Origin of the sequence: Streptomyces sp. NPDC097107, from assembly GCF_044762405.1 — a bacterium.
Classification (GTDB): domain Bacteria; phylum Actinomycetota; class Actinomycetes; order Streptomycetales; family Streptomycetaceae; genus Streptomyces; species Streptomyces thinghirensis.
Genome location: NZ_JBIWEF010000006.1, coordinates 394189 through 413941 on the forward strand (window position 1 = coordinate 394189; position 19753 = coordinate 413941).

A 19753-nucleotide genomic window follows, 5' to 3' on the forward strand; every position below is an offset into this window, starting at 1 on the left:
CTTTCGGTGATGGTGCCGAAACTTTCGAAAGGCGAACGATGAAGACACGTGCGCGCTTGCCCAGACTGGTCGCCACCGGCGCGACGCTCGCCCTGGCGCTGAGCCTGTCGGCCTGCGGCGACGGGAACGGCGGGGCGTCGTCGGGCGACGGCAAGATCCATGTCCTGGTCTACGGGGACGCCACCAACAAGGTCGAACAGCGGATCGTCGACACCTTCAACAAGACGTCCGACGTCAAGGCGGTGCTCGACACCATCCCCGGTGCCGACTATCAGAAGAAGCTCCAGACGATCATCAACACCCCCCAGGCCCCGGACGTCTTCTTCAACTGGGGCGGCGGCAGCATCAAGCCGTTCGTCAAGGCCGACCTGCTGCTGCCGCTCGACGGCTTCATCAAGAAGAACCCCGACCTGAAGCAGAAGTTCCTGCCGTCCGTCTTCGACAGCGCCGTCGTCGACGGCAAGCCGTACGGCATCCCGATGCGCGGCACCCAGCCGGTCCTGCTCTTCCACAACAAGCAGGTCCTCGACGAGGCGGGCGTCGAGCCCCCGAAGACCTGGGACGAGCTGCTCGACGCGGTGGACAAGCTCAAGGGTGAGGGCGTCACGCCGATCGCGCTCGGCGGCGGCGACGTCTGGCCCACCCAGATGTGGTTCCAGTACCTCTACGACCGCATCGCCGGCCCGGAGCTGTTCGCGAAGGCCGTCGGGGGCGACAAGAGCGCCTGGGAGAGCGCGGACAGCAAGAAGGCCCTGGGCATGATCAAGGAGCTGGTCGACACCGGCGCCTTCGGCAAGAACTACGACTCCGTCAAGTACACCAACGGCGGCTCGGTCCAGCTGGTGGCCTCGGGCAAGGCCGGCTTCGAGCTGATGGGCTCCTGGTACTACTCCCAGCAGCTGACGGACCATCAGGAATTCGCCGCGAAGGACCTCGGCTACACCGCCTTCCCGGCCGTCGAGACAGGCAAGGGCGACCCGGCCAACGTCGCCGGCAACACCAACAACTACTACTCGGTGATGAAGAAGACCAAGCACCCGGAGGCCGTCGCCGAGTTCCTGAAGCTCATGTACTCCGACGACTTCGTCAAGGCGCAGTTGGACATCGGCAACCTGCCGACCACGACCAACACCGACAAGTTCATCGAGACCTCGGCCACCCCCGAGTACTCGCGCTTCCAGTACGACCTCGTCGCCGACGCCCCGTCGTTCCAGCTGTCCTGGGACCAGGCCTACCCGCAGAAGGCGAGCTCGGACATGCACAAGGCCGTCCAGCAGTTCTTCAACGGACAGCTCGACACGGACGGCTTCATCAAGGCCATGCAGGCCCTCCCGACCGAGTGACGAACGGCTCATGACCACACAGACCACGAGCGCCCGGCCGGCCGCCGGACCCCGCAAGGAGTCCCGGCGGCGGCCGCCCGCCTCGTCCGCAACGAAGGTAGGCCGCCCGGGCTTCGCCTGGGCACTGCCCGCCGCAGTGTTCTTCGCCCTCTTCGCGATCGTCCCGCTGATCATGGTGGCGGTGCTGTCCTTCATGAGCTGGGACGGGATCAGCCCGCCCGAGTTCGTCGGCACGGACAACTGGTCGCGCCTCATCGACGACCCGGTCATGCTCAAGAGCATCTGGCTGACCCTGCTGCTGACCGCGCTCGGCGTGGTCCTCCAGACCCCGCTGAGCATCCTGCTCGGCGTCTGGGCCGCCGGTCACCAGCGCAACCGCGCCGTCCTGTCGGTCATCTACTTCATCCCGCTGCTGCTGTCCGCGACGGCCGTCTCGGTGCTGTGGCGGGCGCTGCTCGACCCGAACTTCGGCATCCCCGCCGACGCCACCTGGCTGTTCGGCGACGGCAACCTGTTCGGTGAACAGGCCACCGCCATCGGGGTGCTGGCGTTCGTCAGCACCTGGCAGTTCACCCCGTTCCACACGCTGATCTACCAGGGCGCCGCCCGCGCGGTCCCGCAGGTGCTGTACCAGGCGGCGGAGATCGACGGGGCGGGCCGCTACCGGCAGTTCTTCCACATCACCCTGCCGCAGCTGCGCACCTCCATGGTCACCTCGATGATCCTGATGATCGTCGGTGGTCTGACCACGTTCGAGACGATCCTCATCCTGACCCAGGGCGGCCCCGGCACCGACACCACCATCAGCGCCTACTACATGTACGACAAGGCGTTCAAGAGCTTCGACTACGGCACCGGCTCCGCGATCGCCCTGGCCCTGGTCGTCGCGGCCACGATCATCTCGCTGATCGTCGTCCGGGTCTCCGGCTACGACAAGATGCGCAGTTCCGCGGAGGGTGTGTCATGAGGCGCCGACCGAACTACGTGGCCGGCGCGGGCTCGCTCGTCTGGCTGGTCCTGGTCGGCCTGCCGCTGTACGTGATGCTCGCCGCGACCCTGCGCACCCGTCAGGACTACGCGGAGAACGGTCCGGTCTCGTTCCCGGGCAGCTTCACGCTGGACAACTACACAGGTGCCTTCGACTCGGGCTTCGGCCAGTACTTCCTCAACACGCTGGTCGTCACCGCCAGCGTGATCGGCATCGTGCTGCTGCTCGTCCCGCCACTCGCCTACGCGATCGTCCGCAGCCGCGGCAGGGCCACGTCGGCGATCTTCCGGCTGTTCCTGCTCGGCCTCGCCATCCCGGCCCAGGCGGTGATCGTGCCGATGTTCTACCTGATCAACGAGGCCGGACTGTACGACAACCTGCTCGGCGTCATCCTGCCCACGGCCGCGTTCTGCCTGCCGATGTCGGCGCTGATCCTCAGCGGCGCGATGCGTGACATCTCCCCGGAGCTGTACGAGGCGATGGCGATGGACGGCGCGAGCCCGCGGCGCATGTTCTTCCAGCTCGTCATGCCGCTGTCCCGCGGCGGAGTGTCCACGATCGTGGTGTTCTCGGCACTCCAGGCGTGGAACGGCTTCCTCTTCCCGCTCGTCCTGACCCAGTCCGACTCCACCAAGGTGGTCACCCTGGGTCTGTACAACTTCCAGACCGCGCACGGCATCGACATCCCCGGTCTGCTGGGAGCCGTGGTGCTGTCCATGGTGCCCATCCTGCTCGTCTACCTGTTCGCCCGTCGTGCCCTGGTCCAGGGCCTGATGGGTGTCGGAGGAAAGTGATCGCCGACGTGGCCGTTGAGACCACCCCCGAAGTCCCCCTCTGGAACGACCCCGCCCACTCCGTCACCACCAGGGTGTCCGCGCTGATCGAGGCGATGACCCTGGAGGAGAAGATCGCCCAGCTGTACGGCGTCTGGGTCGGCGCGTCCGACGAGGGCGGTGACGTGGCCCCCCATCAGCACGACATGGAGGAGGCCGTCGACCTGGACGCACTCCTGCCCACCGGACTGGGCCAACTGACCCGGTCGTTCGGCACCGTTCCCGTCGATCCGGCACTCGGTGCGCTCTCCCTGTTCCGCACCCAGGCCCGCATCGCCTCCCGGAACCGCTTCGGCATTCCCGCCGTCGCGCACGAGGAGTGCCTGGCCGGCTTCGCCGCCTGGGGCGCGACCGCCTACCCCGTCCCGCTGTCCTGGGGCGCCACCTTCGACCCGGACCTGATCCACCGCATGGCCACCGCCATCGGCCGCGACATGCGGTCCGTCGGCGTCCACCAGGGCCTCGCGCCCGTCCTGGACGTGGTGCGCGACGCCCGCTGGGGCCGGGTCGAGGAGACCATCGGCGAGGACCCGTACCTCGTGGGCACCATCGGCACCGCCTATGTGCGCGGGCTGGAGGGCGCGGGGATCGTCGCCACCCTCAAGCACTTCGTCGGCTACTCGGCCTCCCGCGCCGGACGCAACCTCGCCCCCTCCTCCGTGGGTCCGCGGGAACGCGCCGACGTCCTGCTGCCGCCCTTCGAGATGGCGATCCGCGAGGGTGGCGCACGGTCGGTGATGCACGCCTACACGGACATCGACGGCGTGCCCGCCGCAGCCGACGAGGACCTGCTGACCGGGCTGCTGCGCGACACGTGGGGCTTCGAGGGCACCGTCGTCGCCGACTACTTCGGCATCGCCTTCCTCAAGACGCTGCACGGCGTCGCCGCCGACTGGGCCGGCGCCGCCGGTGCCGCGTTGAGGGCGGGCGTCGACGTCGAACTGCCCACCGTCAAGACGTTCGGCGCGCCCCTGGCGGAAGCCGTCGCCGCCGGCCGCGTACCGGAGCAGCTGATCGACCGCGCCCTGCGCCGGGTACTCACCCAGAAGGCGATGCTCGGGCTGCTCGACCCGGACTGGGACCCTATGCCGTCCGCGCTCGACGGCGCCGACCTGGACGACCCGGAGGCCCTGCGCGGCAGGATCGACCTGGACGGGCCCGCCAACCGCGAGCTGGCCCGCACGGTGGCCGAGGAAGCGGTCGTGCTGCTGAGCAACGACGGCACCCTGCCGCTGGACCGGCCGCGCCGCATCGCCCTGGTCGGACCCAACGCCGACGAGGCCACCGCCGTACTGGGCTGCTACTCCTTCCCCCAGCACATCGGCGTGCACCATCCCCGGACCCCGGTCGGCATCGAACTGCCCACCCTGCGCGACACCCTGGCCGCCGAGTTCCCCGAGGCCGAGTTCACGGTCGTGCGCGGCACGGGCGTCGACGACGGCGACATCTCCAAGATCCCCGAGGCAGTCCGGGCGGCCCGGGACGCCGATGTCGTCGTCGCCGTCCTGGGCGACCGCGCCGGCCTGTTCGGCCGCGGCACCAGCGGGGAGGGCTGCGACGCCGAGTCGCTGGCCCTGCCCGGCGCCCAGCAGCGACTCCTCGACGCGCTGATCGACACCCGCAGACCGGTCGTGACGGTGCTGCTCGCGGGACGCCCCTACGCGCTCGGCCGGGCCGTGGAGGGGGCCGCCGCCATCGTGCAGTCGTTCTTCCCCGGCGCGGAGGGCACCGCCGCCATCGCCGGGGTGCTCAGCGGGCGGACCAGCCCCTCCGGCAGGCTGCCGGTCAGCGTGCCGCGCGGAGCGGGTGCGCAGCCGACCACCTATCTCGGAGCGCGGCTCGCCCACGCCAGCGAGGTGTCCAACATCGACCCGACGCCCGCCTTCGGGTTCGGGCACGGACTCACGTACACCACGTTCGCCTGGAGCGACCTCGTGACGTACGCCGGAGAAGCGGCCACCGACGGCGAGTTCTCGTTGGCGCTCACCGTCCGCAACACCGGCGAACGGCACGGCACCGAGGTCGTCCAGCTCTATCTGCACGACCCGGTAGCCTCCGTGGTCCAGCCGGTCCAGCGCCTCATCGGCTACACACGGGTGCCGTTGGCCCCCGGCGAGGCCCGCAGGGTGCGCGTCACTGTCCCGGCCGACCTCGCCTCCTTCACCGGCCGGGACGGCCGGCGCATCGTCGAGCCGGGCGACCTGGAACTGCGGCTCGCGGCGTCCAGCACCGCCCCGCTCCTGACGGCGACGGTCACCCTCACCGGCCCGGTACGCCATGTCGACCACACGCGGCGCCTGCACGCCGTATTCGGTCAGGAAAACGCTGCCGACGCCTGATCCGCCCGCAGTATCACGAGCGGTGCTCCCGGCGACAGTGCCGGGAGCACCGCTCGCTGCTTTACGGTTGGCATTCGCCTTGTTCTGCGGACGAATGGCTGGCGGGATAGCCGGGTGTTCCGTTCGTTAATGGTGAGGAGCGCGGCGCTGAATAACATGTCTCGGGGAACTCGGCCGACACATTCGGAACTTCAAATTCCGCCCAAACAATCGCAATGTGACGCCGATCACATGGGTAAATACTTGATCAAGCGGATCTGATGGTTCATATACTGACGATGCGCCCGGTGCCGCGGATTGACCGCCGCTTCATCGCTCACCCTCCAGGTGTGGGCGCCGCGAGCCCCGCGCAGTTCACGAGGTCTCAGTCAAGGGGGAAGTTCATGCTGGGCAAGATGGATCAGAACGTCATGACCCCTCCGGCTCTCTCTGCTGCCGCCGTCGCCGGGCCGGCTCCGTCATCGGTGCCGCGACGCCGGGCAGCTGACCGACGGGATCGTTGATCCGACCTCCCTGTCCGGACTCGGATTATCTCTGATATCGGCCGCGAACCAGCCTCTTCCCTCAACTGTTCTGGCACATCGGAATTCGGCGCCCCACCGTCGGACGACCATGAGGTTGATAGGTGAATCGTAGTACTTCCTTAAGAGACCCCCACCTCAGACTGGGAAACGATCACTTGAGAATCCTGCAACTCGTCTCCCAGGGCTGCACCATGTCGCAGGTCGCCCGCAGAATGGAGATGAGTGACCGCACGCTACGGCGCAAAATCCGGTCGATATGCGACCGCGTGGACGTGGAGACACCCATAGAAGCAGTGGTGTGGGCCGTGCGCCGAAGAATCATCTGAGCAAGAACGCCGGAAAGGGCGGAGAAGGCGGCGGGTGACGGTTCGCGGAGGAGACCGTCACACGCCGCCGCCCACCGCACCTTCGGTGGTCGTCCTGCACGGCGGCCGGCGCATCCCCGCCGGAGATGGCCGATGCCGGTCACTTCGTTGTCCGGCGGCGTCGCCCCACGATACAAAACGTCTGTGGCAGGCGAAAAGATCAAATACCCGCAGGGCCGGCCTTCCGCGTCGGCTGTCGACAGTCCCGTGGGCGCATCGGTCGAACAGCTACTGGGGCAGCTCCGGTTGGGTTCGCTGAGTGCCTCGGAGGTCTATTCCTATCCCGGCCGGAACGAGAACTGGTCCGGCATCACGGACACCGGCGATTCGGTATTCGTGAAACGGCTCAAAGGGAGTCCCGAGGAATCCCTGAAGCGATACCGGAGGATCGTGGCGTTCGAGCGCCTCGCGAAGGGCGGCGTCCGGCCCTTCCCCCGCCCCGAATTCCTCGGGGGAGACGAGGAGCGGCGGCTCTTGGTGTTCCGGATGCTGGACGGCATCAGGTCCGGCAGCGAACTCGCCGCGGAGCAGGAGTTCACCGAGTCCATGTCGGCGCAGGCCGGCCGGACCCTGGCCGCACTGCACCGACTCCCCTTCCGGGACGGGGACTTCCCCGGCCCGGACCCCCATCCGTTCCCGCCGGTCGACGACCTGCGATCGCTGCCGCTGGAGATGTACGTCCACGCCACCGGCGCCTTCGTCCAGGCATGGGGACTGCTGCAGCGCGACTCCGCGCTGCTCGAGGGACTGGAGCGGCTGCGGGCGACCGAGGCCGGAGTCGCCCGCGTCCCCGTCCATGGTGACCTGCGGCTGGATCAGTTCCTGCTCACGGACACCGCGTTCTACGTCAACGACTGGGAGGAGTTCCGGCTCGGCGACCCGGCCCGCGACGTCGGAGCGTACGTCGGCGAATGGCTGCACCGTGCGGTGCTGAGGATCCCCGCGCAGGAGACGGACGACGCGTTCTCGGCCGTCCTCACCCATGAGGAGGTCGTGGCGCGCGGCAGCGAGGAGCTGACCCGCGTGCTGCCGCTGGTCTCCGCGTTCCACCGCGGCTACCGCGAGGGCGGCGGCCCCGACGACGAAGGGCTCGTGGTGCGGGCCACGTCCTACGCCGGATGGCATCTGATCGACCGGTTGATCGCCTCGACCAGGGAGAGCGGCCGGCTGTCGGCCATCGTCCGGGCGGCGGCGGGCATCGGCAGGACCGCGCTGCTCGACCCGCGGAGCTTTGTCTCCACGGTCGGGCTCGGGGAGGCTTCATGACCACGCGCACCGAAGAGACCGTGCTCGCGGCCGGACTGCGCCTCGCGCTGGCGGACGTGCGGATCGCGCCGGACGGCAGAACGGCCTGGGTGCGGGACGACGAGGTGACCGCCGAATCCGCGTCGGCGATGCGCTTCACGCTCGCCCGCACCCTCTACGAAGTGCTGCACACCGGGCGCGGGGTCAAGGACCGCGAGACGCCCGGAACGCTGCGCGCGCCGGACTACGAGGCCCGGCTGGCGAAGGCCACCCCGCACCCGGAGACGGTCGCCGCGGGGCTCCTCACCGAGCGTCGGTCCGCCGCCGGCCGGCGGGTCGTGGAGATCGACGGCCTGCGCGTGGGTGTCCCGGACTCGGTGACGCTCCGGGAGACCGGGCGTACGGCGGGCGATGGCGGACGCCCGGTGGTGCTGATGAACCTTCCGGCGGCCCGTCCGCTCGTCTCGCCGGGCTTCTTCCTCGTGGACAGCGGCACGGGCCGCACCGGCGGCGGCGACCTGCTGCGGCTTTATCTGCGGGTCGCGGACGCCGATGCGGCGCCCGAGCTGTGGCACGGCGTACTGAGCGCTCTGGAGAGCCGCTCCGTGACGTACCGCGCGAAGATCATCTCCAATCCGTCGAGCCTGCCGCGCAACGACGGCATGGTGGTCTACCTGGGCTCCGGCTCCTGGGACGCCGTCGACGCGGTGGCCGAAAGCGCCCTGGCCACCGGCCTGCCGGAGGGACCCGCCCCCGCGTTCGCCCACGTGGTCGCGCCCGGCGTGACGGCCGCGTGGGAGCCGAAGGACGACCGTACGGGCATGCGCGGACTGAGCTTCGGCGAACACCGGGCGCATGTCGTCGCACGGGCCTTCGTGGCCGCGGCGCAGCAGCACCGCGAGCGTCCGACGGCCGCCGAACTGGCGGCGGCGTGCGTCGCGGCGAACGTCGACCCCGCCGACCCCGCCCGGAACCTCGACTCGGCCCCCTGGCCCTGGCACACGGCCCCCCGGACCACGCCGGCCGACGACCCGGCCACCCCCGTCCCGGACACCCCGGCACCGGCCACCCCCGCCCCGGCCACCCCGGCACCGGCCACCCCCGCCCCGGCCACCCCCGCCCCGGCCCCCGGCGACGCTTCACCGGCCGCGCAGGGCGCCGCGACCTGAACCGTCGGCCGTGCGAACGACGGTGGCCCGACCCGACCGCACACTGCAGGAAGGCCCTCACCATGGCCAGAGAACCAAACCCGGACGGCACCGACGAACTGCGGGTCTTCACACAGCTGCTGAAGGGCCGCAAGGCCACCGTGGCCGCCGCGGTGGTGCTGAGTCTCCTGTCCGCCGCCGCCACCCTCGTCCTCCCGCTCCAGGTCCGCGACCTGGTGATGGCTCTCGCGGAGGACGAACGCCCCGTCGGCCCACTGCTCATGATGGCGGCCCTCGCGGTGGGCGCGGGGCTGGCGTCGGCGCTCTCCTCCTACCTGCTCGCCCGTGCCGGTGAGGGCCTGGTCTCCGAGGCCCGGTTCCGCATCATTTCGCACATCCTGACCCTGCCGCTGCGCAGGGTGCGGCGCGAGGGGGCCGGCAATCTGGTCGCCCGCGCCAACTCCGACAGCACGCAACTGCGTTCCGTGGTGGACGTCGGCGTGGCGCAGATACCGTCCTCGCTCTTCCTGGCGGTGGGCACCCTGATCGCCATGGGCGTGCTGGACTGGGTCCTGCTGCTCGTCGTGCTCGCGACCTTCACGTTCGCCGGTGCCGGCATCTTCCTGTGCGTGCGGTCGATCCGCAGCGGTGTGGAACGCCAGCAGAACGCCATCGGGACGATGTCGCAGCAGATGACGGCGGCCGTGCTGTCCCTGCCCACCGTCAAGGCGTTCCTCGCCGAACGCCAGGTGGCGTCCACGCTGGGCCACAGCGTCGAGGACGCGCGCCGGGCCGCCGTATCGGTCGCGCGGGTGACCGCCCTGGTCGGACCCACCATGCAGTTCGGCCAGCAGCTCTCGATCATCGCGGTGATGGTCACGAGCGGAGCCCGGCTCGCCTCCGGGGACCTGGGCATCGGCGAGTTCGCCGCCTTCATCGTCTATCTGCTGCAACTCGTCGCGCCGTTGACCATGCTGGTCTCGGGTGTGGCACGGATGCAGAGCGGCCTGGCCGCGCGCGGACGGCTCAACAGCGTGCTCACCGTCGCCCCCGAGAGCTCCGGGGCCGCCTCCCCGGTCGAGCCGTCACCGACGGCGCCCGCGGTGGAGTTCGACGCGGTCACCTATACGGACGGCGGGCGCACCATCATCCACGAGGCGGACTTCGCGGCCCCCGCACGGGGGCTCACCGCCATCGTCGGGCCGTCCGGGGCGGGCAAGACGACGCTGCTCGCACTCACCGAGCGCTTCCTCCTGCCGGAGTCGGGCCGTATCTCCGTCTGCGGGCGCCCGGTCGAGCAGTGGCCCCTGCACCAGCTCCGCGGCGAGATCAGTTACGTCGACCAGAGCTTCACCCTGGTGGAGGGCACGGTGCGGCAGAACCTCCAGCTCGGGCGGGACGACGAGAGGGGTGCCCTCCCGGACGCGGAGCTGTGGCGGGCGCTGGAGGCGCTGGCGTTGCGCGGCGCCGTGGAGGCGCTGCCGGACGGCCTGGACACCGAGCTCGGCCGGGACGAGGACCTGTCGGGAGGCCAGCGGCAGCGGCTGGCGGCCGCCCGCGTCCTGCTGCGGGACACGCGCATCGTCATCTTCGACGAACCGACCTCGCAGCTCGACAGCGAGAACGAGGAGAGGCTGCGGGTGCTGATGCGCACGCTCGCGGCCGAGCGCGCCGTGATCGTGGTCGCGCACCGCATCTCCACGGTGCAGGACGCCGATCTGATCGTGGTCGTCGACGAAGGCCGCATCGTCGACCGGGGGACGCACGAGGAGTTGCTGACGCGCTCCACCCTCTACCAGGAGCTGGTGCACGGGCAGTCGCTGCGCGGCCCGGCGCGGCGCGCGGCCGGTACCGGCCCGGCCGGTCCCGCCGCCGCTCCGGCCGGCCGGCCGGCCGCGTCCGCACCGGTGGCCGGGGCGGTGGCCCGGTGACCGGCACGGCGAACGCCGTCGAACCGGTGGGGGCGCGCCGCCTGCTGGTGATCGGGACGGGCTCGGTGACCGCCGCGCATCTCCCGTTCTGGGCGAGCTGGCTGAAGGCCGGCCACCCCGGGACGGAGGTCCGCTACGTACTGACCGGGGCGGCCTCCAGGTTCGTCACCCGGGAGGCGCTGACCGCCATCGGCGGCTGCGACGTACTGACCGACCGGTGGCCCGACGAGCCGGAACCCAGGGCCCGGCACGTCGACCTCGCCCAGTGGCCCGACGCGGTCGTGGTGCTGCCGGCGACGCTGAACTACCTGGCCAGGCTGGCCACCGGACTGGGCGACTCGCCCTCCGTCCTCGCACTCCAGTGCACGCGGGCCGCGATCGCGCTGGCACCCGCGCTGCCACCCGGTGGCGCGGAGAGCGTGGCGTACGCGGAACACACCGCCAGACTCCGCGCGCGCCGGAACGTGGTCGTCGTACCACCGCATCCCGGCCGCAGTACGACCAGCGGGAAGCGCGAGGCGTGGGCGCCCGCGTCCTTCCCCGACGTGCTGGCCGCGGCCGACGGCCTGCGGGCGGAACTGGAGCCGGCCGACCTCGGCGGCCACCCCGGGCCCGACCGGGAACACGCACCCGCCTGACACCTCACGGAGGCAACCATGACCACGGAAACACCCCGGCAGACCCGGCAGCGGCCGAACAGCGGGGGCAGCAGCGCCTACGGGGAATCGCTCGCGGACATCTACGACTCGCTCTACCCCACCTCCGGACCCGCCGTCGACTCCATGGTCGCCTTCCTCCAGGAACTGCGCCCCGCCCCCGCCACGCTGCTCGAACTGGGCGTCGGCACCGGCCGGCTGGCGATCCCGCTGGCCGCACACGGCTACCGGGTGCACGGCGTGGACGCGTCCCCCGCGATGCTGGCGAAACTCCACGAGAACGACACCACGGGCGAAGTCACCACCGCGGTGGGCGACTTCGCCGCGCTGGCCGTCGAGGAGCGGTACGACCTCGTCCTCACCGCGCTCAACACCTTCTTCATGCTGCCCACCCAGGAGCAGCAGATCGACTGCCTGCGCGGCATCCACGACGCGCTCGCGGACGGCGGGGCCGCGGTCTTCGAGACCTACAACCCGCAGGTCTACCACCGGCTCACCGAGGCGACGACCAGGGTCGGACACCTGGCGCCGGACGCGCTGCTGCTCGACACGATCCAGGTGAACCAGGCGCTCCAGTCCGTACTGGTCGTCCACACGGTCATGGGCTCCGGCCGGCTGCGGAAGGTGCCCGAGGTGAGCCGGTACGCCTGGCCCGCCGAGTTCGACGTGATGGCCCGGCTCGCGGGACTGCGCGTCACCGGCCGCTGGGCCGACTGGGACCGCAGTCCCGTCACGGACCAGGCGGAGAAGCACGTCTATGTGGTGGAGCGCCAAACCGTGTGACCAACTTGACGGACTGTTGTGTTAACGCAATACTCCAGTCAGTTAACACATTGCATCGGGAGGTGTGTGACATGGCCGTGCCGGCGCTGGAGGTCGATGGCGTACGGAAGAGTTACGGCAGACGCCGGGCCGTGGACGACATGACCTTCGACATCCGCGCCGGTGAGTTGTTCGGCTTCGTGGGAAGCAACGGGGCCGGCAAGACCACCACGATGCGGATCGTCCTCGGAGTCCTCACGCCCGACGCGGGCGAGGTCCGGTGGCTCGGCCGTCCGGTCGGCTTCGCCGACCGCAGGCGGTTCGGTTACATGCCCGAGGAACGCGGCCTCTATCCGCGTATGAAAGTCGCCGAACAGCTGCGGTACCTGGGCGAGCTGCACGGCCTGTCGCCCGCCGCCGCACGGACGGCCGCAAGCCGGTGGATCGAGCGGCTGGAGTTGTCCTCCTACGCCTCGGAGGAGGTCCAGAACCTCAGCCTCGGCAACCAGCAGCGCGTCCAGCTGGCCGCGGCGCTGGTCCACGGGCCGAAGGCGCTGGTACTCGACGAGCCGTTCTCCGGCCTCGATCCGGTGGCGGTGGACGTCATGCGCGACGTGCTCGCGGAGCGGGCGGCCGACGGGGTGCCCGTCATGTTCTCCAGCCATCAGCTGTCGCTCGTCGAGCGCGTCTGCGACCGGGTGGGCATCGTGGGCGGCGGCCGGCTCATCGCCTGCGGGACGGTCCGGGAGCTGAGCGAGAACGCCGACCGCCGGCTGCTGGTCGACGCCCCGCAGGCGGGCGACAACTGGACCGAGGGGCTGGCCGGCGTGGAGGTCGTCGGCCGCGAGGGCACCCGTACGTGGCTCCGCCTGGCCGAGGGCGCGGACGACCAGCGGGTGCTGCGTGCCGCGCTGGCCACCGGGCCGGTCTGCGCCTTCGTGTCCGAGTACCCGCCGCTGACCGAGCTGTACCGCGACCTGGTCACCAGGACGGGCGAGCCCGAGGAGGACGCCGAGGGGACGCCCGGCGCGGGCGAGACGGCGGCCGTCGGACGGACGTCCGCCAACCGGGCGGCCGTGGGCGGTGAGCGATGAGCCCGGTGGCACGAGCGCCGGGCGGGGCCAACGGCCAGGACGCACCGGACGGCGGACGGGCCGGCGCCCCGGACCGGGACACCGCGGGACCGCGGCCCGGCCCCGGCGCGCTGTCGGCCCGCCGAGCGGTCGGTCTGGTCGCCCGGCGGGAGATCAGCAGCAGGATGCGGACGAAGTCCTTCGTCCTGAGCACCCTGGGGCTGCTGCTCGGCCTCGGCGCCTACGCCCTGATCATCCTCGTCTCCAAGGACGGCCCGGCCAGGATCGGCGTCGAACGGGAGGCCTCGGCACTGCGCCCGGCGCTCGCCGCGGTGGCCGGGGAGACGGGCGACTTCGAGTTCGTCACCGTCGACGGCGACCGCACCGACCGGAGCCTGCGCGACGGGGAACTCTCCGCCGTGATCGGCAGCGCCGACGGGAGGCTCACGCTGTCCGTGGAGCACGAGGCGGACGAGGAGCTGCTCGCCGTGGTGCGGGCCGCGGCCGCCGAGGAGCGCACCTCCAGGGAACTGGAACGCGCGGGCCTGGACCCCGCCGAGTTCCGGGAACGCGTGGCATCGTCCACCGTCCGGGTGACCGCGCTGGAGCCCTCGGAGAACAGCGCCGCCGAGCAGTTCGCGCTGATCCTCGCCTCCACCGGCCTGCTGTACTTCTTCTTCGTCTTCTACGGGATCATGCTGGCGCAGGGCGTGGTGGAGGAGAAGACCAGCCGCGTCGTGGAGCTGCTCCTGTCTACCATCCGCCCCTGGCAACTCCTCGCCGGCAAACTGATCGGCGTGGCCGTGGTCGGCCTGACCCAGCTCGTGCTGCTCGGCGGCGCGGCGGTGGCGCTCGCCCAGGGCACCGGCGCCGTCACCCTGCCGACCGCCGTGGGCGGGACGCTGGTGACGCTGGGCGTCTGGTTTCTCCTCGGCTTCTTCCTCTTCGCCGCCATGCTGGCCGCGGCGGCCGCGCGGGTCTCCCGGCAGGAGGACCTCCAGGGTGTGGTGCAACCGGTGATGCTGCTCATCACCGCGCCGTTCGTGCTGGGCATAGCCCTGCTGAGCAAGGACGCCCACGACCCGCTGATCGAGTGGCTGTCGCTGCTGCCGCCGCTCAGCCCGATCCTGATGCCGGCCCGCATACTGCTCGGCACCGCTCCCGTCTGGCAGATCGCCCTCTCCCTGGTGCTGGCGGTCGCCGCGCTGGCCGGGATGACCCGGGTCGCCGGACGGATGTACGCCAACAGCGTGCTGCGCAGCGGCTCCAGGGTTCCGCTCGCCGAGGCGCTGCGGCTGCGTCAGTGAGCCCAACCTCCCGTCGACCGTCTCCCTCTCCCTTCATCCCCCTCCCTTCATCCCCTCGCCCTATCTCCTTTCCTTCATCCGCCCCCTTCGTCCGTCACCACCACTGTCCGGAACACCACCACCCGGCCCGCAGGGCCGTCCGACAAACGAGGAGTCCCTCATGAGCACCGCCCTCTGGATCGCCATCGGCATCGCCCTTCTGGTCGCCGTGATCGCGGGGATCAGGAAGAGCCGGGGCTGACCCGCCCGATCCGCTCACGACGCGGAGGGGGGCGGTGCCGCCGAGTCGAACCACTCGGCGGCACCGCCCCCAGCCGTCAGAAGACGAGTTCGCCGGTGGCGCCCAGGCGCAGCGGCGCCACCGCCGCTTCGTCGGCGACGACCACACCCGTGAAACGCGCGGGCCGGAAGAACCGGCGAGCCGCCTCGACGACCGCGACGTAGGGCACGCCCGCCAGCAGCGGCCCCCAGTTGTGCAGCCAGTCGGAACCGACTCCGATGTGCACCAGGTTCGCCAGGCCGGACGCCAGCGCGCCCGGGGACGACATGGCGGTCGCCGTGGAGCCGGCCGCGTAACTCCGTGCGGCGTCGACCTCCCGTACCGACGGCGGCTCGGCCGCCATGCGCTCCAGTTCGGCCTTGATCACCGCGAGGGCCGGCACCGTGTGCTCGGCGGCGGTGTCGGCCTCGACCATCAGCGTGGAGGCGCCCGGCACCGACTCCACGCCCGACCCGAGCTGGTAGGCGTACCCCTTCTCCTCCCGCAGGCGCGTGACCAGCCGGGAGGCGAAGGACCCACCGAAGACCAACTGCGCCAGATGCAGGGCCGGGTAACCCGGGTCCGTGCGGGGCAGCGCGGGGGCGGCCAGCCGGATCACGCTCTGGACGGCGCCCGGTCGCTCCACCAGGCGCAGCGGCCCGCCGGGAAACCCCGACGGCACCTCGGGCGCCCCGGCGGTCGGCCCGGCCCCCCACGACCCGAACGTGTCGGTGACCGCGGCGACGGCTTCCTCCGGCCGCAAGTCTCCGACCAGCACGAGCACCGCGCCCCGGGCGCCCAGGTGCCGCGCCTGCAACTCGGCCAGGTCGTCCGGTGTGCAGGCGGCGGCCTGTTCGGGCGCCGGCTGCCGGCGGGCGGCGGCCTCCTCGCCGTACCGTCTCCGCAGCAGAGCGTGCTGCGCGAGGGCCGCCGGCTGGTGGGTGGCCAGCCGTACTCGGCGTGCCAGCGCCTCGCGTTCGGGGAGGACGACGTCCCGGGTCAGCCTCGGTGCGCGGACGGTCTCGGCCAGCAGGGCGAGTACGGCGGGCAGGGCGTCCGCCATGGTGTGCCCCGCGACGGTGAACTTGTCCGCGTCCGCGGCGGCGTTCAGGGTGGCGCCGTGCGCGGCGAGTGCCGCGTCGTAGCCGTCCGCGTCCCGGTGCGCGGTGCCTCGCAGCAGGACGGCGGCCAGCAGTTGGCACCGGGTCACCTCGCCGGGTTCCGTCGCGGCGTACGGGACGGTGAGCCTGACCTCGACGAGGGGGACGACGGGAGCCGAACAGACCACCACGCGCAGCCCGTTGCCGAGGACGACGTCGGCGTCGGGCAGCGGCAGCCGCCCGTCCGGCGCGTGACGAGGCGGGCTGTGCACCGCGCCCCCGCTCATGCCGCCGCCTCCTCGCGTGCGGCACGTGCGGTGCCTTGCGGCGCGGCCTGCGCGGGCACGAAGCGCACCACCGCCCGGTGCGAGGAGGCGAGTCGGGCGGCCGCACGGCTCACCTGTTCCCCGGTCACCCCGGTGCGTACCAGCTCCGGCAGCGCCGGCGTCAGCTCGGCCTCGCCGAACAGCGCCTCGCGCAGGCCGAGCAGCTGGGCCCGGGTGCCCGGGTCACCGAGCTCGCGCAGCGCCCCGGCGGCCCAGCGGGCGGTCGTGGCCCGAAGCAGACCGGCGTCGACCTCGTCCCTGGCCAGGGTCTCCAGCGTGCCGTCCAGCGAGGCCAGGACGCCCTCCGCGCCGTGCTCGCTCTCGTGCACCGCGAACAGGGTCAGCAGATCGGGCCCCGTCGTGTCCAGCGGCAGACCGAACAGACCGCAGCCCACCGAGAGGCTCGACACCTCCGCCGCAGCGGCCGGCCCGCGACGCAGCAGTGCCTGCCTGCCCTGCCCGAGCAGTGCGGCCAGGACCAGGTGGGCCAGATAGTCGGCGCGCTCGGTTACCGGGTCCGGCATCCGGTAGCCCACCGCCACGGCGGGCGGACCGGCGTGCGGGTCGGTGACCGTCAGCCGCCGCTCCCGGTCGGGCAACCGCTCGTGCGTGTCGGGCGCGGCCACCGGCGGACGCGCCGGCAGGGCCTCGAAGTGCCCGCGCACGAGACGCTCCGCCGCCGCCGGGTCGAATGCGCCGGTCAGTGTCAGCACGGCATTGCCGGGACCGTAGTGGTCGGCGAAGAACCGCTCGCACAGCGGGACGTCGAAGGCCGCCAGGTCGGCGGTTTCGCCGTACCCGTCCCTGGTGTTCTCCGCCCGGGAGTGCAGGACGCGCGGCAGCACCCAGGGGAATGAGCCGTACGGACGGTTGCGGACCATGAGGCGTATCTCCTCGTCGATCACCGCGGTCTGCGTGCGCAGGGTTCGCTCGGAAATACCGGGTGAGCGCATTCGGTCCGCTTCGAGCGCGAGCAGCATTTCCAGTGCGGAGGCCGGGGCGGCGGCGTAGTAGACGGTCACGTCCTGGCGGGTTCTGGCGTCACCGAAACCGCCGGCGCGCTGTACCCGGGGCAGATACCCCTCGGGTGCGGCATCACGGCCGCCTTGGAACACCAGGTGCTCGAAGAGGTGCGCGAGGCCCGTACGCCCCTCGGGTTCGGTCCGGAAACCGACGCCGTAGTGCACCGCGACGCCGACCGAGGCACCCACGGGATTCGGTGCCAGCAGTATCCGCAGACCATTGTCCAATACCAGGCGGCGCAGCTGAGTTCGGATCATCCGGGCGAGCATAGGCCGGGTCAAGTGCCTACTCAACGCGGGACGTTGACCGATTGCGGCCACTGTCCGCATGCGGCCAACTCCATTGCCATCGCGGCACCGGCCGGGAAATGGTTCAGCCACGGCCGGAGAACGCGATTGCGGAAATCGCCGATCCGGCCGCCATTCGATTCCGCTATCACCCCACGGGAGTCATCATGAACACCCAGTCCCTCATCAGCGGTTACTCCACCTACGCCGCCGCCGACGAGATCGTTCCGGCGGTGGAGGCCCCGGGCGCCACCATCACCATCACCACCTCGTCGCAGGCGTGCATCTCCGCCGCGTCCGCCGTCTCGGCCGTGTCGATCGACAACACCTTCGACCACTCCTGCTGAACCGCGTGACCCGCTGAGAACAGGGCGGGTGCCCACCGCCGCAATCGGTGGGCACCCGCCCTGTCGCACGATAGCGGGTCGCCGGTTTCCGGCGGCCGGATCACTCGTCGGCACCGGCCTCGGAGTCCTCGACGCCGGTGTCGGAGAACCCCAGGATGATGGAGGGCAGCGCCGATGACGTCAGCATCAGCGTGGTCAGCAGCCCGGGCATCCGCTCGATCATCCCGGGCTCGTTCTGGAAGACGACCATGAGCAGAACGACGGCCATGCCGGCGGCGACCGCGCACTGGTACCCGATGAAGGAGACCCGGTCGCGCAGTCCGCGCTCGCGTTCGTCCAGTCCCGCCACCGGCCGCTCGGCCACGCCGCGGGTCATCGAACGCAGCACGCCCCACAGCAGCAGCCAGAGAACGAAGCCCACCAGCCACCACGAGTCGGAGAACGCGTTGCCGTCCGAGACGAGTGACAGCACGACCATGGCGGCGCTCAGCGCGCACAGTGAGAGTGCCACGGGGCGCATGGGGCTGCGGACCGGGCCCGTCGTCACGTCAGAACCTTCCCCACTCACGAGCGTTCCTCCTTCTTGTACAGCTGGGCGGAGAGCGGGACGAAGGGCTTACGACTGAAGATCGCTTCGACCGGAAGCTCGAACACGTCGCTGAAGCGGAACGCCAGATCGAGACTCGGGAAGTAGTCGCCCCGCTCGATGGCGCCGATGGTCTGCGGATGCACTTCCACCAGTTCTGCCAGCGCGACCCTGCTGAGACCGCGCTCCGCGCGCAGCACTCTCAGCTGGTTGTAGATCGGCATTCCCTCGCGATGACTCACTGGGCTCATGCGAGGAATGTAGTAGTAACACAACAGGTCGTCAAGAAACCGCTACAGAAGGGTGTGCTTACCTGTGACCGCCGTGCTCCCGAGCATGCTCGTGCCGAACATGCCCGACACCCCCGACGCCCTGCGGCCCTACGCCGAACTGGTGCGGGACACCGGCGCGCGCCGGTTGTGGACGGGCCAGTCGCTCAAGGTAGAGACCCACCAGGCGTTCGCCCATCTCGCAGGCGCCGGGATACGCGTCCCCGTCGGCACCGGCGTGACCCTGATGCCGCTCCGCCACCCGTACGAGGCCGCCCTCCAGGCCCGTTCCCTGGCCCTGATGACCGGCCGGACGGTGGTGGCCGGATACGGGGTCGGCGCACCGGCGTTCGTACGCAGCCTCAACGGACGCCCCTATGCCAGCCCGCGCACGATGGCCGCGGACTATCTGCGTACGGTCCGCTCCCTGCTCGACGGGGAGATCGTCGACCACTCGGGTGACTATCACGCGCTGCGCGGGCGGCTGATCCCCATGGACCACCCCGGGGTGGAGGTCGGCGTGGGTGTGCTGCGCCCCAACATGGCCCGTACCGCGGGCGGCGTCGCGGACGTCGCCATCACCTGGATGACCCCGCCCGGATACGTCGCCGACACCCTGCTGCCCGCCCTGGAGGAGGGCGCCAAGGACCGGGACGCCCGCTGCCGTGTCGCGACCGTCGTCCATGTCGCGGTGGAGCGCGGCGGGCGGGACCCGTACGTCCTCGCGCACACGGCCGCCGCCGGGCACCTGGCCGCCGACCACTACACGGACATGCTGCGCCGGGCCGGTGTGCAGGCCGATCCCTCCGACCCGAGGGCCGGTGCCGTCTCCCTGGTGGACAGCGGCACCTATGTGTTCGGCTCGGCGGACCACATCGCCGCCCGGCTCGACGAGTACCGGGACGCCGGGGTGGACGAGGTGGTCCTCAACTGCGGCGGGGTGCTCTTCACCGAGGGCCGGGACGCGGCCTTCCGGGACGTGGGGGAGATCATCGAGGCGGTCCGGCGGCGGCACGGTGGCTGAGCCGTCCGTTGCCTCGGA

General features: G+C 71.1%; 17 protein-coding genes. 13 read left to right on the plus strand and 4 right to left on the minus strand.

Translation table 11 applies throughout. From position 1 onward, the window contains the following. Window positions 1-38 precede the first annotated feature (38 nt). From ACIQ1J_RS17300 to ACIQ1J_RS17350, 11 genes are all read left to right on the plus strand, one after another. The gene (locus ACIQ1J_RS17300; protein WP_403557501.1) at window positions 39-1343 is read left to right on the plus strand and encodes an ABC transporter substrate-binding protein; all 1305 of its coding nucleotides are present in this window, start codon (window positions 39-41) and stop codon (window positions 1341-1343) included. Window positions 1344-1353: 10 nt separating this feature from the next. Continuing rightward, entirely contained in the window at window positions 1354-2310 is a 957-nt protein-coding gene (locus ACIQ1J_RS17305) for a carbohydrate ABC transporter permease (protein ID WP_403557502.1), read from the plus strand. Continuing rightward, window positions 2307-3125, plus strand: a complete 819-nt coding sequence (locus ACIQ1J_RS17310) for a carbohydrate ABC transporter permease (RefSeq protein ID WP_210959306.1) — start codon at window positions 2307-2309, stop codon at window positions 3123-3125. The genes ACIQ1J_RS17305 and ACIQ1J_RS17310 overlap by 4 nt, the downstream gene beginning before the upstream one ends. Further along, complete coding sequence (locus ACIQ1J_RS17315) at window positions 3122-5503, plus strand: glycoside hydrolase family 3 N-terminal domain-containing protein (protein ID WP_403557503.1); 2382 nt, start codon at window positions 3122-3124, stop codon at window positions 5501-5503. The genes ACIQ1J_RS17310 and ACIQ1J_RS17315 overlap by 4 nt, the downstream gene beginning before the upstream one ends. A 982-nt stretch (window positions 5504-6485) precedes the next feature. Next, the gene (lxmK, locus tag ACIQ1J_RS17320) at window positions 6486-7658 is read left to right on the plus strand and encodes a class V lanthionine synthetase subunit LxmK (protein ID WP_403557504.1); all 1173 of its coding nucleotides are present in this window, start codon (window positions 6486-6488) and stop codon (window positions 7656-7658) included. Next, window positions 7655-8806, plus strand: a complete 1152-nt coding sequence (locus ACIQ1J_RS17325) for a T3SS effector HopA1 family protein (protein ID WP_403557505.1) — start codon at window positions 7655-7657, stop codon at window positions 8804-8806. The genes lxmK and ACIQ1J_RS17325 overlap by 4 nt, the downstream gene beginning before the upstream one ends. A 62-nt stretch (window positions 8807-8868) precedes the next feature. Further along, entirely contained in the window at window positions 8869-10716 is a 1848-nt protein-coding gene (locus ACIQ1J_RS17330; protein ID WP_403557506.1) for an ABC transporter ATP-binding protein, read from the plus strand. Beyond that, complete coding sequence (locus ACIQ1J_RS17335) at window positions 10713-11354, plus strand: flavoprotein (RefSeq protein WP_403557507.1); 642 nt, start codon at window positions 10713-10715, stop codon at window positions 11352-11354. The genes ACIQ1J_RS17330 and ACIQ1J_RS17335 overlap by 4 nt, the downstream gene beginning before the upstream one ends. Window positions 11355-11372: 18 nt before the next feature. Continuing rightward, a complete protein-coding gene (locus ACIQ1J_RS17340; RefSeq protein WP_210959296.1) occupies window positions 11373-12155 on the plus strand; it encodes a bifunctional 2-polyprenyl-6-hydroxyphenol methylase/3-demethylubiquinol 3-O-methyltransferase UbiG in 783 nt (260 codons plus the stop codon). Window positions 12156-12226: 71 nt separating this feature from the next. Continuing rightward, window positions 12227-13228, plus strand: a complete 1002-nt coding sequence (locus tag ACIQ1J_RS17345; protein ID WP_403557508.1) for an ABC transporter ATP-binding protein — start codon at window positions 12227-12229, stop codon at window positions 13226-13228. Window positions 13229-13233: 5 nt separating this feature from the next. Further along, window positions 13234-14514 (plus strand): ABC transporter permease, encoded by a 1281-nt coding sequence (locus tag ACIQ1J_RS17350; protein ID WP_403557509.1) that lies wholly within the window; start codon window positions 13234-13236, stop codon window positions 14512-14514. Between the two features lie 317 nt (window positions 14515-14831). Here the strand turns inward: ACIQ1J_RS17350 and ACIQ1J_RS17355 are convergent, their stop codons facing one another. Together ACIQ1J_RS17355 and ACIQ1J_RS17360 are read right to left on the minus strand one after the other, a co-directional pair. Next, a complete protein-coding gene (locus ACIQ1J_RS17355; RefSeq protein WP_403557510.1) occupies window positions 14832-16160 on the minus strand; it encodes a M16 family metallopeptidase in 1329 nt (442 codons plus the stop codon). After that, window positions 16157-17479, minus strand: a complete 1323-nt coding sequence (locus ACIQ1J_RS17360) for a M16 family metallopeptidase (protein WP_403557511.1) — start codon at window positions 17477-17479, stop codon at window positions 16157-16159. Before ACIQ1J_RS17360 ends, ACIQ1J_RS17355 begins: the two co-directional genes overlap by 4 nt. 197 nt (window positions 17480-17676) lie before the next feature. On the opposite strand from ACIQ1J_RS17360, the gene ACIQ1J_RS17365 reads away from it, so the two are divergent. Next, a complete protein-coding gene (locus tag ACIQ1J_RS17365) occupies window positions 17677-17856 on the plus strand; it encodes a hypothetical protein (RefSeq protein ID WP_210959286.1) in 180 nt (59 codons plus the stop codon). 100 nt (window positions 17857-17956) lie between these two features. Here the strand turns inward: ACIQ1J_RS17365 and ACIQ1J_RS17370 are convergent, their stop codons facing one another. Both ACIQ1J_RS17370 and ACIQ1J_RS17375 read right to left on the minus strand, forming a co-directional pair. After that, entirely contained in the window at window positions 17957-18367 is a 411-nt protein-coding gene (locus ACIQ1J_RS17370; RefSeq protein WP_210959284.1) for a hypothetical protein, read from the minus strand. Between the two features lie 53 nt (window positions 18368-18420). Next, a complete protein-coding gene (locus ACIQ1J_RS17375) occupies window positions 18421-18693 on the minus strand; it encodes a helix-turn-helix transcriptional regulator (protein WP_121750544.1) in 273 nt (90 codons plus the stop codon). 64 nt (window positions 18694-18757) lie between these two features. Between ACIQ1J_RS17375 and ACIQ1J_RS17380 the strand changes: the two genes are divergently transcribed. After that, window positions 18758-19735: an LLM class flavin-dependent oxidoreductase gene (locus tag ACIQ1J_RS17380; RefSeq protein WP_403557512.1), complete on the plus strand. Its 978-nt coding sequence runs from the start codon at window positions 18758-18760 to the stop codon at window positions 19733-19735. Window positions 19736-19753: the final 18 nt, after the last annotated feature.

Excerpts from the sequence above, each read along its gene's own strand:
- ACIQ1J_RS17300 (WP_403557501.1), top strand. The coding sequence starts at position 39 with ATGAAGACACGTGCGCGCTTGCCCAGACTGGTCGCCACCGGCGCGACG.
- ACIQ1J_RS17305 (WP_403557502.1), top strand. The coding sequence starts at position 1,354 with ATGACCACACAGACCACGAGCGCCCGGCCGGCCGCCGGACCCCGCAAG.
- ACIQ1J_RS17310 (WP_210959306.1), top strand. The coding sequence starts at position 2,307 with ATGAGGCGCCGACCGAACTACGTGGCCGGCGCGGGCTCGCTCGTCTGG.
- lxmK (WP_403557504.1), top strand. The coding sequence starts at position 6,486 with ATGCCGGTCACTTCGTTGTCCGGCGGCGTCGCCCCACGATACAAAACG.
- ACIQ1J_RS17325 (WP_403557505.1), top strand. The coding sequence starts at position 7,655 with ATGACCACGCGCACCGAAGAGACCGTGCTCGCGGCCGGACTGCGCCTC.
- ACIQ1J_RS17330 (WP_403557506.1), top strand. The coding sequence starts at position 8,869 with ATGGCCAGAGAACCAAACCCGGACGGCACCGACGAACTGCGGGTCTTC.
- ACIQ1J_RS17340 (WP_210959296.1), top strand. The coding sequence starts at position 11,373 with ATGACCACGGAAACACCCCGGCAGACCCGGCAGCGGCCGAACAGCGGG.
- ACIQ1J_RS17345 (WP_403557508.1), top strand. The coding sequence starts at position 12,227 with ATGGCCGTGCCGGCGCTGGAGGTCGATGGCGTACGGAAGAGTTACGGC.
- ACIQ1J_RS17355 (WP_403557510.1), bottom strand. The coding sequence starts at position 16,160 with ATGAGCGGGGGCGCGGTGCACAGCCCGCCTCGTCACGCGCCGGACGGG.
- ACIQ1J_RS17360 (WP_403557511.1), bottom strand. The coding sequence starts at position 17,479 with ATGATCCGAACTCAGCTGCGCCGCCTGGTATTGGACAATGGTCTGCGG.
- ACIQ1J_RS17365 (WP_210959286.1), top strand. The coding sequence starts at position 17,677 with ATGAACACCCAGTCCCTCATCAGCGGTTACTCCACCTACGCCGCCGCC.
- ACIQ1J_RS17375 (WP_121750544.1), bottom strand. The coding sequence starts at position 18,693 with ATGAGCCCAGTGAGTCATCGCGAGGGAATGCCGATCTACAACCAGCTG.